This is a genomic window from Xanthomonas sp. CFBP 8445 (genome assembly GCF_025666235.1).
Classification (GTDB): Bacteria; Pseudomonadota; Gammaproteobacteria; order Xanthomonadales; family Xanthomonadaceae; genus Xanthomonas_A; species Xanthomonas_A indica.
This window is the reverse complement of record NZ_CP102594.1, coordinates 4,321,876-4,337,917: the sequence shown is the minus strand read 5'-3', so window position 1 is coordinate 4,337,917 and position 16,042 is coordinate 4,321,876. Positions and strand designations below refer to the sequence as shown.

10 protein-coding genes are annotated in these 16,042 nt (G+C 69.7%); 4 read left to right on the top strand and 6 right to left on the bottom strand.

Annotated features, from left to right (window positions below; translation table 11 throughout):
• Positions 1–292 precede the first annotated feature (292 nt).
• Positions 293–1,774, bottom strand: a complete 1,482-nt coding sequence (gene proP, locus NUG21_RS18695; RefSeq protein WP_263391664.1) for a glycine betaine/L-proline transporter ProP — start codon at positions 1,772–1,774, stop codon at positions 293–295.
• Between the two features lie 632 nt (positions 1,775–2,406).
• Between proP and glnE the strand changes: the two genes are divergently transcribed.
• Positions 2,407–5,247 carry a bifunctional [glutamate--ammonia ligase]-adenylyl-L-tyrosine phosphorylase/[glutamate--ammonia-ligase] adenylyltransferase gene (gene glnE / locus NUG21_RS18690; protein ID WP_263391663.1) on the top strand — a complete coding sequence of 947 codons (2,841 nt, stop codon included), beginning with the start codon at positions 2,407–2,409 and terminating at the stop codon, positions 5,245–5,247.
• A 541-nt stretch (positions 5,248–5,788) separates the two neighbouring features.
• On the opposite strand, the gene NUG21_RS18685 is transcribed toward glnE, so the two are convergent.
• The 3 genes from NUG21_RS18685 to NUG21_RS18675 form a co-directional block, all read right to left on the bottom strand.
• Positions 5,789–6,346, bottom strand: coding sequence for a queuosine precursor transporter (locus NUG21_RS18685; RefSeq protein ID WP_263391662.1), 558 nt, complete (start codon positions 6,344–6,346; stop codon positions 5,789–5,791).
• 427 nt (positions 6,347–6,773) lie between these two features.
• Positions 6,774–7,847 carry a glycerophosphodiester phosphodiesterase gene (locus tag NUG21_RS18680; RefSeq protein WP_263391661.1) on the bottom strand — a complete coding sequence of 358 codons (1,074 nt, stop codon included), beginning with the start codon at positions 7,845–7,847 and terminating at the stop codon, positions 6,774–6,776.
• 80 nt (positions 7,848–7,927) lie between these two features.
• Positions 7,928–10,228 carry a TonB-dependent receptor gene (locus NUG21_RS18675; RefSeq protein WP_263391660.1) on the bottom strand — a complete coding sequence of 767 codons (2,301 nt, stop codon included), beginning with the start codon at positions 10,226–10,228 and terminating at the stop codon, positions 7,928–7,930.
• 736 nt (positions 10,229–10,964) lie between these two features.
• Between NUG21_RS18675 and NUG21_RS18670 the strand changes: the two genes are divergently transcribed.
• Positions 10,965–12,839, top strand: a complete 1,875-nt coding sequence (locus NUG21_RS18670) for a S53 family peptidase (protein WP_263391659.1) — start codon at positions 10,965–10,967, stop codon at positions 12,837–12,839.
• 73 nt (positions 12,840–12,912) lie between these two features.
• Here NUG21_RS18670 and NUG21_RS18665 read toward each other — a convergent pair whose 3' ends face one another.
• Positions 12,913–13,884: a mitochondrial fission ELM1 family protein gene (locus NUG21_RS18665; protein WP_263391658.1), complete on the bottom strand. Its 972-nt coding sequence runs from the start codon at positions 13,882–13,884 to the stop codon at positions 12,913–12,915.
• A gap of 127 nt (positions 13,885–14,011) precedes the next feature.
• Between NUG21_RS18665 and NUG21_RS18660 the strand changes: the two genes are divergently transcribed.
• A complete protein-coding gene (locus tag NUG21_RS18660) occupies positions 14,012–14,602 on the top strand; it encodes a malonic semialdehyde reductase (protein WP_242160248.1) in 591 nt (196 codons plus the stop codon).
• An 83-nt stretch (positions 14,603–14,685) separates the two neighbouring features.
• Positions 14,686–15,324, top strand: coding sequence for a YceI family protein (locus NUG21_RS18655; protein ID WP_160946182.1), 639 nt, complete (start codon positions 14,686–14,688; stop codon positions 15,322–15,324).
• Between the two features lie 257 nt (positions 15,325–15,581).
• Here NUG21_RS18655 and NUG21_RS18650 read toward each other — a convergent pair whose 3' ends face one another.
• A complete protein-coding gene (locus tag NUG21_RS18650; protein ID WP_263391657.1) occupies positions 15,582–16,028 on the bottom strand; it encodes a hypothetical protein in 447 nt (148 codons plus the stop codon).
• Between the last annotated feature and the right edge of the window lie 14 nt (positions 16,029–16,042).

Below are 16,042 nucleotides of genomic sequence, written 5' to 3'. Positions count from 1 at the left end.
AATGTACTGCCCAGTATCGTTTTGCACTGCAGCGTGCAATGTCTCAAAAAAGCGCCCAAGATCGCCCTGCATCCCGACGTGGGGGAGGGAGCAAAGCCCGCTGGCAGTTCGCTGCAAGCGGGCTTTTTTATTGCCTGTTTCCCGGTCCTGGGAGAGCGTGGGACGCGGTGCGAGGGTGACTATGGGATGTCGATCCCACCATCCGGCGCAGTGGCGCCGAGGCGCCATGTTCAGGGGGTATCGGCGCTGGCCGTACCGTGGGGACGGCCAGCGTGCAGCTCTCGCGCTCGCGTCAGGTCGGCATGGCCTGCGACGGCGGTTCCGGCGACGGCGGCAGTTCCGGTCGGGTCGGATCCACGGTCAACGGCTCGTCGCTGCGCAGCAGCGCATGCGCCTCGGCTTCGCTGGCCACCGCCGGCGGCGAGCCGCGCAGCGGCAGGCCGGCGGTTTCGCGCACGAAGACCATGGTCGCGATGCCCACCACCGCCGCACCCATCAGGTAGTACGCCGGCACCAGCGGATCGCCGGTGCGTTCGACCAGCCACGCGGTGACCAGGGGCGTGGTGCCGCCGAACAGCGACACCGAGACGTTGAAGGCGATCGACAGCGCGCTGTAGCGCACCGGGGTGTAGAACAGCGCCGGCAAGGTCGACGGCATCGAGCTGGTGAAGCACACCAGGGCCACGCCCAGCAGCATCAGGCCGAGGAAGATCAGCCAGTCGTTGCCGGTGCCGACCAGCAGCAGGCACGGTACCGCCAGCACCAGCAGCGCGATGCACGCGCCGATCACCATCGGCCGGCGGCCCAGGCGATCGCTGAACAATCCGCCGAGCACGTTGAGCGGCATCATCACCAGCATCACGATGATGATCAGCAGCAGGCCCTTGCTCTCGGCATAGCCCATGGTGACGCTGAGGTAGCTGGGCATGTAGGTCAGCAGCATGTAGTCGGTGACGTTGAACACCAGCACCAGGCCCACGCACTTGAGCAGCTGCGGCCAGTGGACGCGGAACAGCGCGCCCAGGCCCGGCGCGTCGTGCTCGCGCTTCTCCGCTTCTTCGGCATAGGCCTGGAACGCTGGGGTTTCCTCGAGCTTCATGCGCATGTACAGGCCGAGCAGGCCCAGCGGGCCGGCGACCAGGAACGGCACGCGCCAGCCCCAGTCGAGCATCTGCGCGTCGCTCAACGCGAAGTGCAGCGCGGTCACCGTGGCCGCGCCGGCGATGTAGCCGCCCAGCGTGCCGAACTCCAGCCAGCTGCTCATGAAGCCGCGGTTGCGGTCGGTGGAGTACTCGGCGATGAAGGTGGCCGCGCCGCCGTATTCACCGCCGGTGGAAAAGCCCTGCACCAGTCGCGCCACCAGCAGCAGGATCGGTGCCCAGATGCCGATGCGCTCGTAGGAGGGAATCAGGCCGATCGAGAACGTACCCAGCGCCATCAGGATCATGGTCGCGGCCAGCACTTTCTGCCGGCCGTAGCGGTCGCCCAGCGGGCCGAACACCAGCCCGCCCAGCGGGCGCACCAGGAAGGCCACGGTGAAGGTCGCGAACGAGGCGATCAGCTGCGCGGTCGGGTTGGTGCTGGGGAAGAACACGTGGCCCAGGGTCACGGCGAGGTAGCCGTACACGCCGAAGTCGAACCATTCCATCGCGTTGCCCAGCGCCGCCGCGCCGACCGCCCGCTTGAGCATCGGTTTGTCGACGACGGTGACTTCTTCCACCCGCAGTTGGCGGCGGCGCTTGAACCATCCGAAATGGGCGTGGAACTCCGACATGTTTTCTCCTGTCCTGGAACGGTGAGGTCATGACCCCCGGCCCGCACAGCGCAGGGCAAAGCAAGACGGAATGGCGCGCAGGCGCCGCACTGGTCTGCGGGGGCACGATCCCGGATGGCCGCGTCAACACCACGACGCCGCGGGATCGAAGAGACGGAGCGGGCGGCGCGTCATGGCGCGGGGCTCCGTCGAGGGGCACATGATACACCATCGCCCGATTCGGCCGGCCGGCAGCTTCCACGAAACCCGGCGAACGTGATGTGAAACGCTGCGTATTGCGGCGATGTGCAGCGATGCGTAGCGCATGCGGCGTGGTGTTTGCGATGTCTCAACTGCGCGCGGCCCGCACGCGGCGGACATTGCCCGCAGACGCGCCTGGCGCGTGGGTCTGCGTGCGCGCAGATGGCGATGTGTGGCTTTTGCCGGATCGCAGCTGCAATGGGGAGCGAGGCCGAGCGTTTGCATGGCGAAAGGCAGGAGCTCCCCGTAGGAGCGGCTTCAGCCGCGACGGGCGTTCCCGGGAATGCCGTCGCGGCTGAAGCCGCTCCTACAACGCAACGGCGCTTCTGACGAGCCGCGAAAAGCATGCGCTATTGCATGTGCCTGAACGCCCGGGATGCCAGAATCGCCCGATGTCCAACGCTACCGCCGCCGTTCCCGATGCCCTGCAGCCCACGCTCGAGCGCAGCCTGACGCGTTTGCGCCAGGCCGTGGCCGCGCAGCCATGGCCGTCTTCCCCTGGTTTCGAGCCCGCGCTGGCGCACGCGTTGCTGGCCAGCGATTTCCTGCTCGACACGCTGTGCCGGCAGCCGGCCTTGCTCGCGCACCTGGCGCAGCCGGACCCGCCACCCCTGCCGCTGCCGCAACTGGATCCGGCGCAACCGGCGGCGTGGCCGGCGCAGTTGCGCCGCTACCGCGCCGCCGCCTCGGCGCGCCTGGTGTGGCGCGACGTGCTGGGCCTGGACGAGGTCGATGCGACTCTGGCCGGCAGCACCCAGTTGGCCGAGGACTGCCTGGCCCTGGCGCTGCAGGCGCTGGAAGTCGAGTTCGCTGCGCGCCATGGCGTGGTGCGTGCCGCCGACGGCAGCGTGCAGCGGCTGGTGGTGTTCGGCCTGGGCAAGCTCGGCGGCGGCGAACTGAATTTCTCCTCCGACGTGGACCTGGTCTACGCCTATCCGCAGGGCGGCGAGTCCGACGGCGCGCGGGCGCTGGCCGCCGAGGAATACTTCGCGCGGCTCGGCCAGCGCCTGGCGCGGCTGCTCGACGAAACCACCGCCGATGGCTTCGTGCACCGCGTGGATCTGCGCCTGCGCCCGTTCGGCACCGCCGGCCGGGTGGCGCTGTCGTTCGCCGGCATGGACCAGTACTTCCAGCGCGAAGGCCGCGACTGGGAACGCTACGCCTGGCTCAAGGCGCGCGCGGTGGCCGGCGACATCGCCGCTGGCGAGGCGTGGCTGCAGGCGCTGCGCCCGTTCGTGTACCGGCGCTATCTCGACTACACCGCGCTGGACGGCCTGCGCGAGATGAAGGCGGCGATCACCGCCGAAGTCGCGCGCCACGACCGCCTGGACGACATCAAGCGTGGCGCCGGCGGCATCCGCGAGATCGAGTTCCTGGTGCAGTCGCTGCAATTGATTCGTGGTGGCCGCGAAGCCGCCCTGCGCGAGCGCCGCCTGTTGCCGGCGCTGCGCGCGCTGGTCGCTGCCGGCCAGGTTGCCGCCGAGGACGGCGCGGCGCTGGCGCAGGCCTATCGCTTCCTGCGCCAGGTGGAGAATCGCCTGCAGATGCTGCGCGATGCGCAGACCCATGCGTTGCCGCAGGATCCGCTGGACCGCGCGCGCATCGCCTTCGGCCTCGGCTATGCCGACTGGGCCGCGCTGTACGCAGCGCTGCAGGTGCAGCGCGATCGCGTCGCCGTCGAGTTCGCCGAACTGCTGGCGCCGCGCGAGCGCGCGCTGGCGCCCGATGCGCTGGCCGACTACTGGCGCGGCCTGCCCGACGCCGGCCAGGCGCAGGTGCTGCGCGCCGCCGGCTTCGCCGACGCCGAGGGCGCCGACCAGGCCTTGCGCGGCTTCGTGCAGTCGCTGGGCGTGCGCAGCCTGTCCGATGCCGCGCGCGCGCGCCTGGACCGGGTGCTGCCGGCGCTCCTGCATGCCGCGGCGCGCTCGGCGCAGGCCGATGCCGCCTTGCACCGCGTGCTCGGCCTGCTGCAGGCGATCCTGCGCCGGGCCAGCTATCTGGCCCTGCTCGACGAACAGCCCAGCGCGCTGGCGCGGCTGGTCGACGTGCTGGCGCGCAGCGCGTTCCTGTCCGAGCGGCTGGCCGCGCACCCGCTGCTGCTGGACGAACTGCTCGACAGCCGCGTCGACGGCCCGATGCCGGACCAGGCGGCGATGCAGCGGCTGTGCGAGGCCGCGGTCGCCGCCGCTGGCGACGATCCGGAAGCGGCCTTGCGCGGCCTCAACGAAGCGCGCCAGGCGCTGAGTTTCCGTATCGCCCTGGCGACGCTGGACCGCCGCCAGCCCGCGCTCGACAGCGCCCGCCAACTCGCGCAATTGGCCGAGGCGGTGGTCGTGACGGTGCTGCGCCTGGCGCGTGCCGATCTGGTTGCCGCGCACGGCGAAGTGCCCGGCGGCAGTTTCGCCATCATCGGCTACGGCAGCCTCGGCGGCATGGAACTGGGCATCGGCTCGGACCTGGACCTGGTGTTCCTGTACGACCATCCGCCCGGCGTGGAGGCCTCGGCCGGGCCGCGGCCGCTGGAGAGTGGGCGCTGGTTCGCGCGGCTGGCGCAGAAGGTGATCGCCCTGCTCGGCGCGATCACCGGCGGCGGCCGCCTGTACGACATCGACGTGCGTCTGCGCCCGGACGGCGGCAAGGGCGCGCTGGTGTCCTCGCTGGCCAGCTACCGCGAGTACCAGCGCGAGCGCGCCTGGACCTGGGAGCACCAGGCCCTGGTGCGCGCGCGCGGCGTGGCCGGCGATGCGCCGCTGCTGCAGCAGTTCGAGCAGGTGCGTGCGCAGACCCTGGCGCGTCCGCGCGAGGCCGCGTCCCTGCGTGAGGAAGTGCGCAAGATGCGCGCGCGCATGCGTGCCGAACTGGACCGTAGCGATGCCGCGCGCTTCGACCTCAAGCAGGGCGCCGGCGGCTTGGTCGACCTGGAATTCCTGGTGCAGGCCGGCGTCCTGCTCGGCGCCGCGCAGCAGCCGGCGCTGCTGGTGCCGCGCGACACTGCGGCGCTGCTCGATGCGCTGGCGCACAGCGGCTGGCTGGCGCCCTCCATCGCGGCGGGCCTGCATGCCGCCCATGCCACGCTGGTGGAGGCCGGCCTGGCCTGCACGCTGGACCGGCGTCCGCGCCTGACCGCGCCCACGGCCGAGATCGCCGCGGCGCGTGCGGCGATTCGTGCCGCCGCGGCCGCGCTGGGCCTGGTGTTCGTGGAAGGGCGTGCAGGCGATGAGGCGGTGCACTGACGCGCGGCGGGAGCACTGGGTCGGGAGCGTGCTGTCGATGCTGTGCGGTGCATGGCATGTCCGGGGAGCCATGGCCGGGATCGCGACAGGAAGTGGAGACGCCGCCCTGCACTGCACGGGGCATGCGTTGCGACCGGCGCCGCGCACGGGATCGCGTTCGACATCGCGCGTCGGGACTGAAGTCCCTCCCATATTGCAGTGCCCGGCATTGCCGACGCTGCCACTGTAGGAGCGGCTTCAGCCGCGACGCGCAGAGGTCGGGGGCACGCCGTGCGAAGCGGATGCATCGTCGGGTCGGGACTGAAGTCCCTCCCACAACGCAGTGCCCGGCAGTGCCGACGCTGCTGTTGTAGGAGCGGCTTCAGCCGCGACGCGCGGAGGTCGGGGACACGCCGTGCGAAGCGGATGCATCGTCGGGTCGGGACTGAAGTCCCTCCCACACTGCAGTGCCCGACAGTGCCGACGCTGCTGTTGTAGGAGCGGCTTCAGCCGCGACGCGATGGAGCAGGAGAGTGCTGCATGTGGCGATGAGGCGACCCAGCTACCGTGTCGGCGCCATCCGCCACAGCAGTGCGCGGAACGGCGCCAGCAGGCACACGCCGATGCCCAGCTTCACCGCCAGGTCGCCGGCGGCCCAGCTCAGCCAGGGTAGCGTCGAGCCGGCGAAGGCGATCGACCAGAAGATCGTGGTGTCCAGGGTCGCGCTGCAGGCGGTGGCGACGATCGGCGCGCGCCACCAGCGCCCGCGGCGCAGCCGGTCGAACACGGTGATGTCCAGCAGCTGCGCAGCGATGAAGGCCAGGCACGAGGCCGCGGCGATGCGCGGGGTGGCGATCCAGATCGACAGCAGCACCGCCAGCGCGAAGCCGCACCAAGCCACCCGCCGCGCCGCGCGCGGGCCGAAGCGGCGATTGATCAGGTTGCTGACCAAGAACGCGACCGGGTAGCTGAAGGCGCCCCAGGTCAGCCAGTCGTTGATCGGGAACTGCACCAGCACGTTCGACAGCAGCACCACCGCGCCCATCGCCAGCACGGACAGCAGCAGCGCGCGCGGGGTCAGCGCGGCAAAGGTGGGTGAGGGGGCGACGACGGAAGGCACGGCGATTATGGGCAGGGGCGGTGGGCGCGCATTATCGCGGCCCGGTCGCGCCATGGCCAATGCCGGGGCGTGGCTGCCAGTTCGTAGGAGCGGCTTCAGCCGCGACGCGGCGTTCCCGGCAAAAGCGTCGCGGCTGAAGCCGCTCCTACAAGAGGAATCCCGCGATGGGAGCCGCTGTTGCGAATCCCGATTCCCTAATCCCCAATCCCGGCTTCCTTGCGGCTGAAGCCGCTCCCACTCTTGCGGCAGCGGCCCTGTCGGAAGCTGCACTGTGGGAGGGGCTTCAGTCCCGACCCGACGATGCCTCCGCTTCGCACGGCGTGTCCCCGACCTCCGCGCGTCGCGGCTGAAAGCCGCTCCTACAAGAGGAATCCCGCGATGGGAACCGCTGTTGCGCTTCCCCAATCCCTAATCCCCACTCGCGGCCTCATCGCACCGGCGGCGGTGTCCCATCCACCGCGGCACGGCCCACCGCCGGGTCGTCGGTGAAGAAGCCATCGATGCCGGCATCGAGCAGCGCGCGCATTTCCTTCATGCTGCCGGCGGCGTTCACCGCGGCCGGGCCGCGCGCGTCCTGCAGCTGCTTGGGCAGGAAATAGTTCTCGGGCCGGAACGTGTACGGAATCACCTGCAGGCCTGCCGCATGCGCGTCGGCCACGAAGGAGGTGGGCGCGGCCAGGGCGCCGTCGGCGCTCACCGGCACGATCGCGCGCAGGTTCGGGCTGACCAGCTGCGCGTATTTGGCGATCGCGCGCAGGCCCTGCGCGCTGCCCATCTGCGCGTAGGTCGGGCCGTCGCGCAACTGGTCGCCCGGGCGCTCCTTGGGATCGCCCAGCAACTGCACCAGGCGCACGTTCGGATGGGTGGCGCCAAGCTTGCCGTGCAGATATTCCAGTTTGCCGATCTCGAACGACTGGATCACCACCGGCGCCTTGCGCGTGTAGGCGTGCGCATCGAGGCTGGCGACCAGCTTGTCTTCCATCGCCAGGCCGAGTCCGCGGAAGTAGGTGCCGTGCTTGATCTCGGGAATCAACCCGATCGGGCGCCCGCGCGTGGCCGACTCGGCCGCGGTGAAGTCGATGATCTCGTCCAGGGTCGGCACCTGGAACTGCCCGTCGAAGGCAGTGCCGCGCAGTTGCGGCAGGCGTTCGCGCGCGCGCAGGGTCTTCAGCTCGGCCAGGGTGAAGTCTTCGGTGAACCAGCCTTCCACGCGCTGCCCGTCGATCTGCTTGACGGTCTTGCGCGCGGCGAACTCCGGGTGCGCGGCCACGTCGGTGGTGCCGCCGATCTCGTTCTCGTGGCGCGCCACCAGTACGCCATCCTTGGTCGAGACCAGGTCCGGCTCGATGAAGTCGGCACCGTCGGCGATGGCCTTGGCGTAGGAGGCCAGGGTGTGCTCGGGGCGCAGCGCACTGGCGCCGCGGTGGCCGATCACCAGCGGCTTGCTTTCGCCCGGTGCGGCGGCCGGTGCGGCCGCCGCGGTGGTCGCCAACACGGCCATCGCGCATCCCAACAACCAAGAGGTGGATCGGATCATCGCATGCGTTCCGGTTCGGGGGCGGGCGGACAGGATGGACGCGCTCAGAAGCGCGCGTCCAGGGTCAGGAACGCCTGCCGCGGTGCGCTGGCGTGGAAGGCCAGCGAGCGGCCGTTCGGGTCGCTGTTGCTGAAGGCGGTGAGGTTGGAGGCGTAGCGCTTGTCGGTGAGGTTGGTGACGTTCAACGACAGCTTCAGGTCCTGCAGGAACGACACCGCACCGAAGTCGTAGCCGGCGCCGGCATCGAAGGAGGTGTAGCCGCCGAAACCCTGGTCGTTGGTGTAGGTGTAGTAGCGCTGGCCGGTGTACTTGCCGCGCAGGTTGGCGTTCCAGCCGTTCCAGGTCCAGCTGAGTTCGCTGGCGAACATGCGCTTGGGCGTGTCCACGGTGTACTTGCCGGCGGTGGGGATGACCACGCCGTTCTGCACGTAGTTGTCGTCGTAGGTGGAGCGGTTGATCGAGGCCGAGTTGTACCACTGCAGGTGCGCGTTCGGCTTCCAGATGAAGGTCAGCTCGCCGCCGCGGCTGCTCACCGAGCCGACGTTGAAGAAGCGCGTCGTACACGCCGGGCTGGTCCCCTGCTGGATGCTCGGGCACGGATTGAGCGAGAGCAGGCGGTTGTCGAAGGTGACGTCGTAGCCGACCAGCGAGGCCTCGAACTGGTCGCGCACCAGGCGGTAGCCGGCTTCGAAGGTCTTGGACTTCTCCGGCTGCAGCGCGCCGACGCTGGCGTCGAACGAGGCCTGGGTCACCAGCAGCGGGCCGCCGGCGCCGCCGCCCTGGAACGCGGCGATGTTCTCGGCGTAGGAGGCGAACACTTCCTGGCCCTCGGCCAGGCGGTAGCGCACGCCGGCCTGCGGCAGCAGCGCCTTGCTGGCCTTGAGTTCGCCATTGGCCACCGGCGCTTCCACCGGGATCCCCGGGGTCTCGCGCGCGGTCATCGTGGTGTGCGGGCTCTTGGCGCCGATGTCCAGGGTCAGGCGATCGTCGAGCAGCTTGAACGTGCCCTGCACGTAAGCCTGCTTGGTGGTGATGACGTAGTCCTGCGAGAACAGCCGGCGGTTCGGGTTGCTCAGGAAGAGGTCGTCGTCGATCGGGCCGTCGATCCAGTAGAAGTTGCGCTCCACGTGATGCTTGTTGCGCTCGTACCACACGCCGGCTTCGAGGTGGTGCGGGCCGATGTCCCAACCCAGCGAGGCAATGCCGCCGGTGCGGTTGATGGTGTAGTTGGTGCTACGGATCGAGATCGGCAGCGCCTGCGGCGTGCCCGGGTAGGACGGCTGGCCCGGCGACCACCAGTGGCCCTGGCCTTCGTTCTCGTGGTGGTAGACCTGGGTGTGCACGCTCACCGTATCAGACGGCTGGAAGTCGCCGGCCAGGTAATACAGGTCGTCGTTGCGCAACGCGCGGCTCTGGTAGTACGCGTCGTCGATGTTGTCCACGCCGCCGCTGTAGCCGCAACGGCTGGGGTCGCGCGTGGCCGGCGCGCAGTAGGCCGCGGCCAGCGCGCGCTGCCAGTCCGGCGCATACAGGTTCCAGTCCCAGCCCAGGCCGCGGTGCAGGCCGTTCTTGGACAGGTAGGCGTAGTCGGCCTGCGAGGTGCGCGAGGTGTCGACGAAGGCGGTGATCTTGCCGCCCTCGAACTGGTAGACGCCCTTGCCGTTGAACTGCGCGGTGTGGGTCGGCGATTCCGGCTTGGCCCACATGTCGGCGTCGGCGTAGATGCCGGACAGGTAGGCGGAGAAGCCGTTGTGCTCGCCGGTGTCCAGGCGCAGATAGGTGCGGCGGTTGTTGTCCGAACCGACGGTCTGCGCCAGGCGCACGCCGACCTCGGTGGACGGATCGTCCGAGTAGTACTGCACCGTGCCGCCGAGGTTACTGGTGGAGGCGGTGCCCAGGCTGCCGATGCCCGAGGCCAGCTCCACGCCGCCGAAGTTCTCGGCGATCAGCGCGCGGCTGATGTTCAGGCCGTTGTAGTTGCCGTAGGCGTTGTCGCCAAGCGGCAGGCCGTCGAGGGTGTAGCCCAGGCGCACGCCGTTGAAGCCGCGCAGGCTGATGGTCTGCGATTCCTCGTTGGCGCCGAAGGCGTCGTTGGACTGCACGTTGACGCCGGGGATGCGGTTGAGCAGCTTCTGGATGCTGGTGCCCGGCGGCAGCACCGCCACGTCCTGGGGGGTGATGCGCTGCACCTGGCGGGTCTCGCCCTGGCCGATCACCGACACCGCATCGAGTTGCTGCACGTCGGACGCGGTGGCCTCGGCGGCGGCAGGCTCCGCGGCGGTGGCGGCGAAGGGCGACAACAGGGCGGCGAGGATGGCCGTGCTCAGCAGGGAATGGAGAGGCATGCGTAAGGGGATTCGTAAAGGAAGTGCGCACACGATGCGACAGCGACGTTGCAGGTTGGCGTCACCCGCGTTGCGATTGTCATGCAGCGGTCCTGCGGCGTGGCGTACGTGTCGCGGTCGCAGGGCGTGGCGTGGCGCCACGCAGGCCATCGGATGCCATGAAGAAAGACGTGGCGCGGCACCGCATGCATCGACATCAAGTCGATACAGAGTGTCGTCATTTGCCACGCATGGCGGGCGCTGAACACATGTAAGCGGATGTGTCGAAAACCCCGCGAAAACCGCTGTTTCCAAAGTCGAAAACGGAGTCGGCCGTCAAAGTTTTGTGGTGCATTCCTCTTCAATCATCACCGCTCGCCCAAGCCACGACGACGTGCCGATGCGTGTAGACATGAGCAGGAAGCGCAGCGCATTCGCGTCGATCGGAGCGTCGTTTGCGTGCTGTGTCGGGCCCTTGCAGTTGCATGTCGACGAACGTGTTGCGCACTCCCGCACCCTCACCCCAACCCCTCTCCCGGCGGGAGAGGGGCCAAGCGCTTCCCTTCTCCCCCCGGGAGAAGGTGCCCCGAAGGGGCGGATGAGGGTACGAGCGCAGCCTCGCGGCAACGAACCACGCGCGCGCTTCGCGCGCCACACCCTCATCCCAATCCCTCTCCCGAGGGGAGAGGGGCAACCGATTTCCCACCGCGAGGTCACCACGGCCTCGTCCACTCGCTCTACCCCCGGAGAGACGCCCATGCTTGATCGCATCCGCCGTCGGCCCTTGCTGGCTGCCGTGTTGTCCGCTTCCCTGCTGTGCGCGCTCGGCACCGCCAGCGCCGCGCCCGACGCCTCCATCGCGGCGATGACCGCCACGCTGCGCGCCGCGCCGGTCACCTTCGACGTGCACCTGCCGGTGCGCGATCAGGCCGGGCTGGATGCGCTGCTGGCCGACATCCAGGATCCGCTCTCGCCGAAGTACCACCACTGGCTGACCCCGGCCGAATGCCAGAGCCGCTTCGCGCCGACACCGGCGCAGATCGCGCAGGTGCGCGCCGCGTTGCAGGCCGCGCACATGAACGTCGTCGAGCAGGGCGCCACCTTGCATGTCAGCGCGAGCGCGGACAACGTCGAGCGGCTGTTCGCGGTGCCGCTGACCGCCGAGGTGCAACAGGGCAGCCAGGCCCGCCTCGCCGCGGCCGCGCCGTTGCAGCTGCCGGCCGCGCTGCGCGACACCGGGGCGACGGTCACCGGCCTGACCCGCGGCGCGCCGGCGATGCACGTCAACTGGCAGCGCTCGGCCGTCAAGAATCCCGCCAACCGCTACGGCGCCGGCGGCACCACGTATTGGTACAACGACCTCAAGCAGGCCTACGGCTATCCGTCCTACCAGGCCACGACCGGTGCGGCCGGGCAGCAGCGCCGCCTCGACGGTACCGGCAGCACCATCGCCATCCTGATCAGCAGCGACGTGCTGGATTCGGACATCAAGGCGATGTTCGACCACGAAAACTTCAGCCGCTACGCCGCCAACCACGCCACTCCGGCCCTGTACGCGCGCCATTACGTGGCCGGCGCCAAACCGGGCCTGCAGGACGGCAACGACGCCGCGGCAGGCGAGGCCGCACTCGACGTGGAGATGGCGCTCGGCGGCGCGCCCGGCGCGCACGTGCTGCTGTACGTGATCCCGGACCTGAGCGACGCCTCCGTGCTGGCCGGCTACCGGCAGATCGTGCAGGACAACCAGGCCGACGTGGTCAGCTCCTCGTTCGGCGTCTGCGAGCTGTACTACACCGCGGCCTACAACGGCGGCAAGGATTTCACTTCGCTGCTGCGTCCCTACGATGCGGTGTTCAAGCAGGGCAACGCGCAAGGCATCACCTTCGTCGCCTCCAGCGGCGACAACGCCGGCCTGGACTGCGCCGACACGCAGTACGCGGTCGATCACAAGGACGGCCGCTTCGTCGCCGGCGTGGAGCATCCGGCGGCCAGCCCGCACGTGACCGCGGTCGGCGGCGGCAACCTGCTCACCGCCTACAAGAAGGGCAGCCTGGAGTCGGGCTACAAGAGCGAAAGCGCCTACGGCGATCCGCTGCAGACCGCCGACTACTACGGCTTCGGCGCCAACCTGGCCGGCGGCTACTGGGGCGCCGGCGGCGGCGTCAGCACCCTGTTCCAGCGCCCGGCCTATCAGTTGCGTGCGCTCGGCGGGACGCGCACGTCCATGCGTACGCTGCCGGACATCGGCATGCTGGTCGGCGGCTGCCCGACGACCGCCACGCAGCCGTGCCGGGAGGGCGATAGCTCGGTGGCCACCTACTTCAAGGGCGGTATCGAGGCGGTGATCGGCACCAGCGTCGCCGCGCCGGAGTTCGCCAGCGCGGTCGCGCTGCTGGTGGAGAAGCAGGGCCGCCAGGGCAATCTCAACGACTACCTGTACCGCCTGGCCGCCAATGGCCCGGAGGCGCTGCATCGCGGCATCCCCGGCTACAACGGCGTGGTCGACAACAACCAGCCGATCAAGGGCAAGTACAACTACACCGTCGGCCTGGGGACGCCGGTGGTGCGGCTGCTGATCGGTGCGCTGGATGCGGCGCCGGCGGGCGTGCCGCGCTCGCCGAGCAACCCCTGACGCAGCGTGATGTAACGCGTTGGGCCCGGTTGCCGTGCCGGTGTCGTGGCAGCGACGCCGGTGCGGCAGCCGATCAGGCCAGTGCCAGGCGGTCGCGGATCAGCGCGGCCACCCGCGCGGTTTCGCGCAGCGGTGCGATGTCGGCGGCGTGCGCGTCGCCGGCATCCTCCGCCGGGAGCAGCCGGCCGCGTGCCTGCAGGGCGCGGTGGAAATCCAGGGCGCGGCCACGCGCCGTCTCCGGCAGCAGCACCTGCACCGGCACGCGCGTAGCGCAGGCTTCCGACAGCAGGTTCACCGAATCCGGCGTACACACCAGACGCTCGGCCCAGCCGAGCAGGCCGGCATAGGGATTGGCGCCATCGTCCGCGCCGCACCACACGATGCCCGGCACCTCGGCGAACGTGCGATGCAGGGCTGCGGCCACCGCGGGCGGCGTGCGCCGCGATGCGCTGGCGAGGAGGCTGCCGCCGTGCGCGCGCAACTGCGCGGCGATGTCGGCAAAGGCCGTGTGTGCCTGTGCTTCACTCCACGGCGCGAGTCCGGATGGGCCGCCCACCAACAGACCGACGCGCGGCGACGGCAGCGCGCCCAGTGCAGGAAACGCCGCGCGCCCGGCGGCCAGCCAGGCATCGTCGATCGGATGCAGGCTGCCGAGCAGGGTCAGCACGTTGGCGCCGCGCAGGCGGTCGTGTTCCGGCACCACCACCATGTCCCAGTGCCGCGGATCCAGCCGCGGGTCCAGGATCTGCACCACCTGGCTGCCGCGCGCGCGCAGCAGCCGCGTCGCCAGTGCCGCCTGGCGGCCGCAGCCCACGGCAAATCGTGGCGGCTGCCGGAGCGAATCGGCGAAGGCGGCGCCGTAGGCATGCTGCGCGCCGGGCAGCCAGCGCGGCGCCAGCCAGCGCCAGGGCATGTGCGGCTGCAGCAACTGCGGCTGGATCGGTGTTGTTGTCGGAAGCGCCAACGCGGCGGCCAGCGCCTCGGCCTGGCGGGCATTGCCGGCGCGGCCATCGCTAATCGCCCAGGTCGCGTTCGATCGTTTCACGTTTGGTAGTAATCCGTTGCATCGCGGCCGGGTGTTGCGGCAATCGTGCCACTCTACACTGGCCGCCTCGCATCGGGACGGCCCCACCGGCATCCTGGCGCTTCCCTCGATCAAGGAACTTCCCCGCATGTCCGACGCCTTGCACGACGCCGCCCTCGACCAATTGTTCCGCACCGCCCGCACCCAGAACGCGTTCCTGGACAAGCCGGTCGGCGAAGACACCCTGCGCGCGCTGTACGACCTGGTGAAGTGGGGCCCGACCGCGGCCAACGGCAGCCCGGCGCGCTTCGTCTTCGTGACCTCGCCCGAGGCCAAGGAAAAGCTCAAGCCAGCGCTGTCCGAGGGCAACCTGGCCAAGACCCTGGCCGCACCGGTCACGGTGATCGTCGCCCACGACGAGGACTTCCACGAGAAGCTGCCGTATCTGTTCCCGCACACCGATGCCAAGAGCTGGTTCGACGGCCCGCGCGAAGGCCGCAGCGAAGGCGCGTTCCGCAACGGCTCGCTGCAGGGCGCCTACCTGATCCTGGCCGCGCGTGCGCTGGGCCTGGATGCCGGTCCCATGTCCGGCTTCGACAACGCCAAGGTCGATGCCGCGTTCTTCGCAGGCACTGCGATCAAATCCAACTTCCTGGTCAACCTCGGCTACGGCGACCCCAGCGGCCTGTTCCCGCGCCTGCCGCGGCTGAGTTTCGACGAGGCCGCGCGCATCGAGTGAGCGCGCGCGTTTCGCTTCCCTGTCCCACCGCAGGCCCGCGCCTGCCGCAGTTTCGTCCCATCACCCCTCCAAGGAGTTCCACCATGACCAAGACCCGCAAACTGCTGCTCCCGCTCGCCATGGCCCTGGCCGTCGTCGTCGCCCAGCCCGCCACCAGCGCCTTCGCCGCGCCGGCCGCCGCCGCTGCCCCCGCCAAGGGCGTGTCCGGCACCTACACCCTCGACCCGGCCCACACCGACGTGCTGGTGCAGTGGAGCCACTTCGGCTTCTCCAACCCGTCCGCGCACTTCGGCGACGTCGACGGCACCCTGGTCTACAACGCCCAGGACGTGAGCAAGTCCAGCGTCAACGTGACCCTGCCGCTGTCCGGCCTCAACAGCTTCACCGCCAAGTTCGACGAGCACCTGAAGAGCGCCGACTTCTTCGACGCCGCCAAGTTCCCGACTGCCACCTTCAAGAGCACCAAGGTGACCTCGGCCGGCGCCAACAAGCTGACCGTCGCCGGCGACCTGACCATCAAGGGCACGACCAAGCCGGTGGTGCTGGCGGTGACCCTCAACGGTGCCGGTCCGCACCCGATGAAGAAGGTGCCGGCGCTGGGCTTCGACGCCACCACCACGATCAAGCGCAGCGACTTCGGCCTGGGCGCCTACGTGCCCAACGTCAGCGACGAGGTGAAGATCCGCATCACCACCGAAGCGACCTTGAACGCGGCCAAGTAAGCCGGCCTGCGCGTGCGGCGGTGGCGCTTCGCGCGCTACCGCCCGCTGCAATGCAAACGCCCGCCATTCGGCGGGCGTTTGTGTTTTCGGGGTCGCGCGGTGTGTCGCGAGCTTCAATCGCGACGAAACGCGCACGGTAGGAGCGGCTTCAGCCGCGACGCGTGGGGCCTACGTGCCTGTCGCGGCTGAAGCCGCTCCTACGACAGCACAACGGCAGGTCGCGCTGAGCCCCGGCAAAGCACGTATCTGACATGCTCCTACATCGCCTGTTCGATCGACAGCGCGTAGACCTGCACGCCATAACGGCTGAAGGTGGCGGTGGTGTCGCTGCCGATGTTCATTTCCTCCAGGGGCGTTCCCTGCGCATCGGCCAGGGTCAGCCGGTAGATCGGCCCGAAACGCGTGGTGATGTCGGTGGGGCTGATCTTCACCCGGTAGGTGCCGTTGCCCTTGAGCGCCAGCGGTTCGGAGAGCTGACCCGGGATCAGTTGCAGGTCGGTCGATGGCTGGCGCAGGTCGCCCAGGACTTGCACCGCGAAGGTCTGCGTCTCGGGGAAGGCGCGGCCGACGGGGGGCGCGGTCTGTGGAGCGCTGGCACCGGTTGCCGCGGCAGATGCCGCGGCGGCGGGAATCATCGCGGCAATTGCAGTCGCAGCGGTACCGAAGAGGAAGTTGCGGCGGCTATCGTTCGTATGCGTTGTCATGGCGATCCACCTGG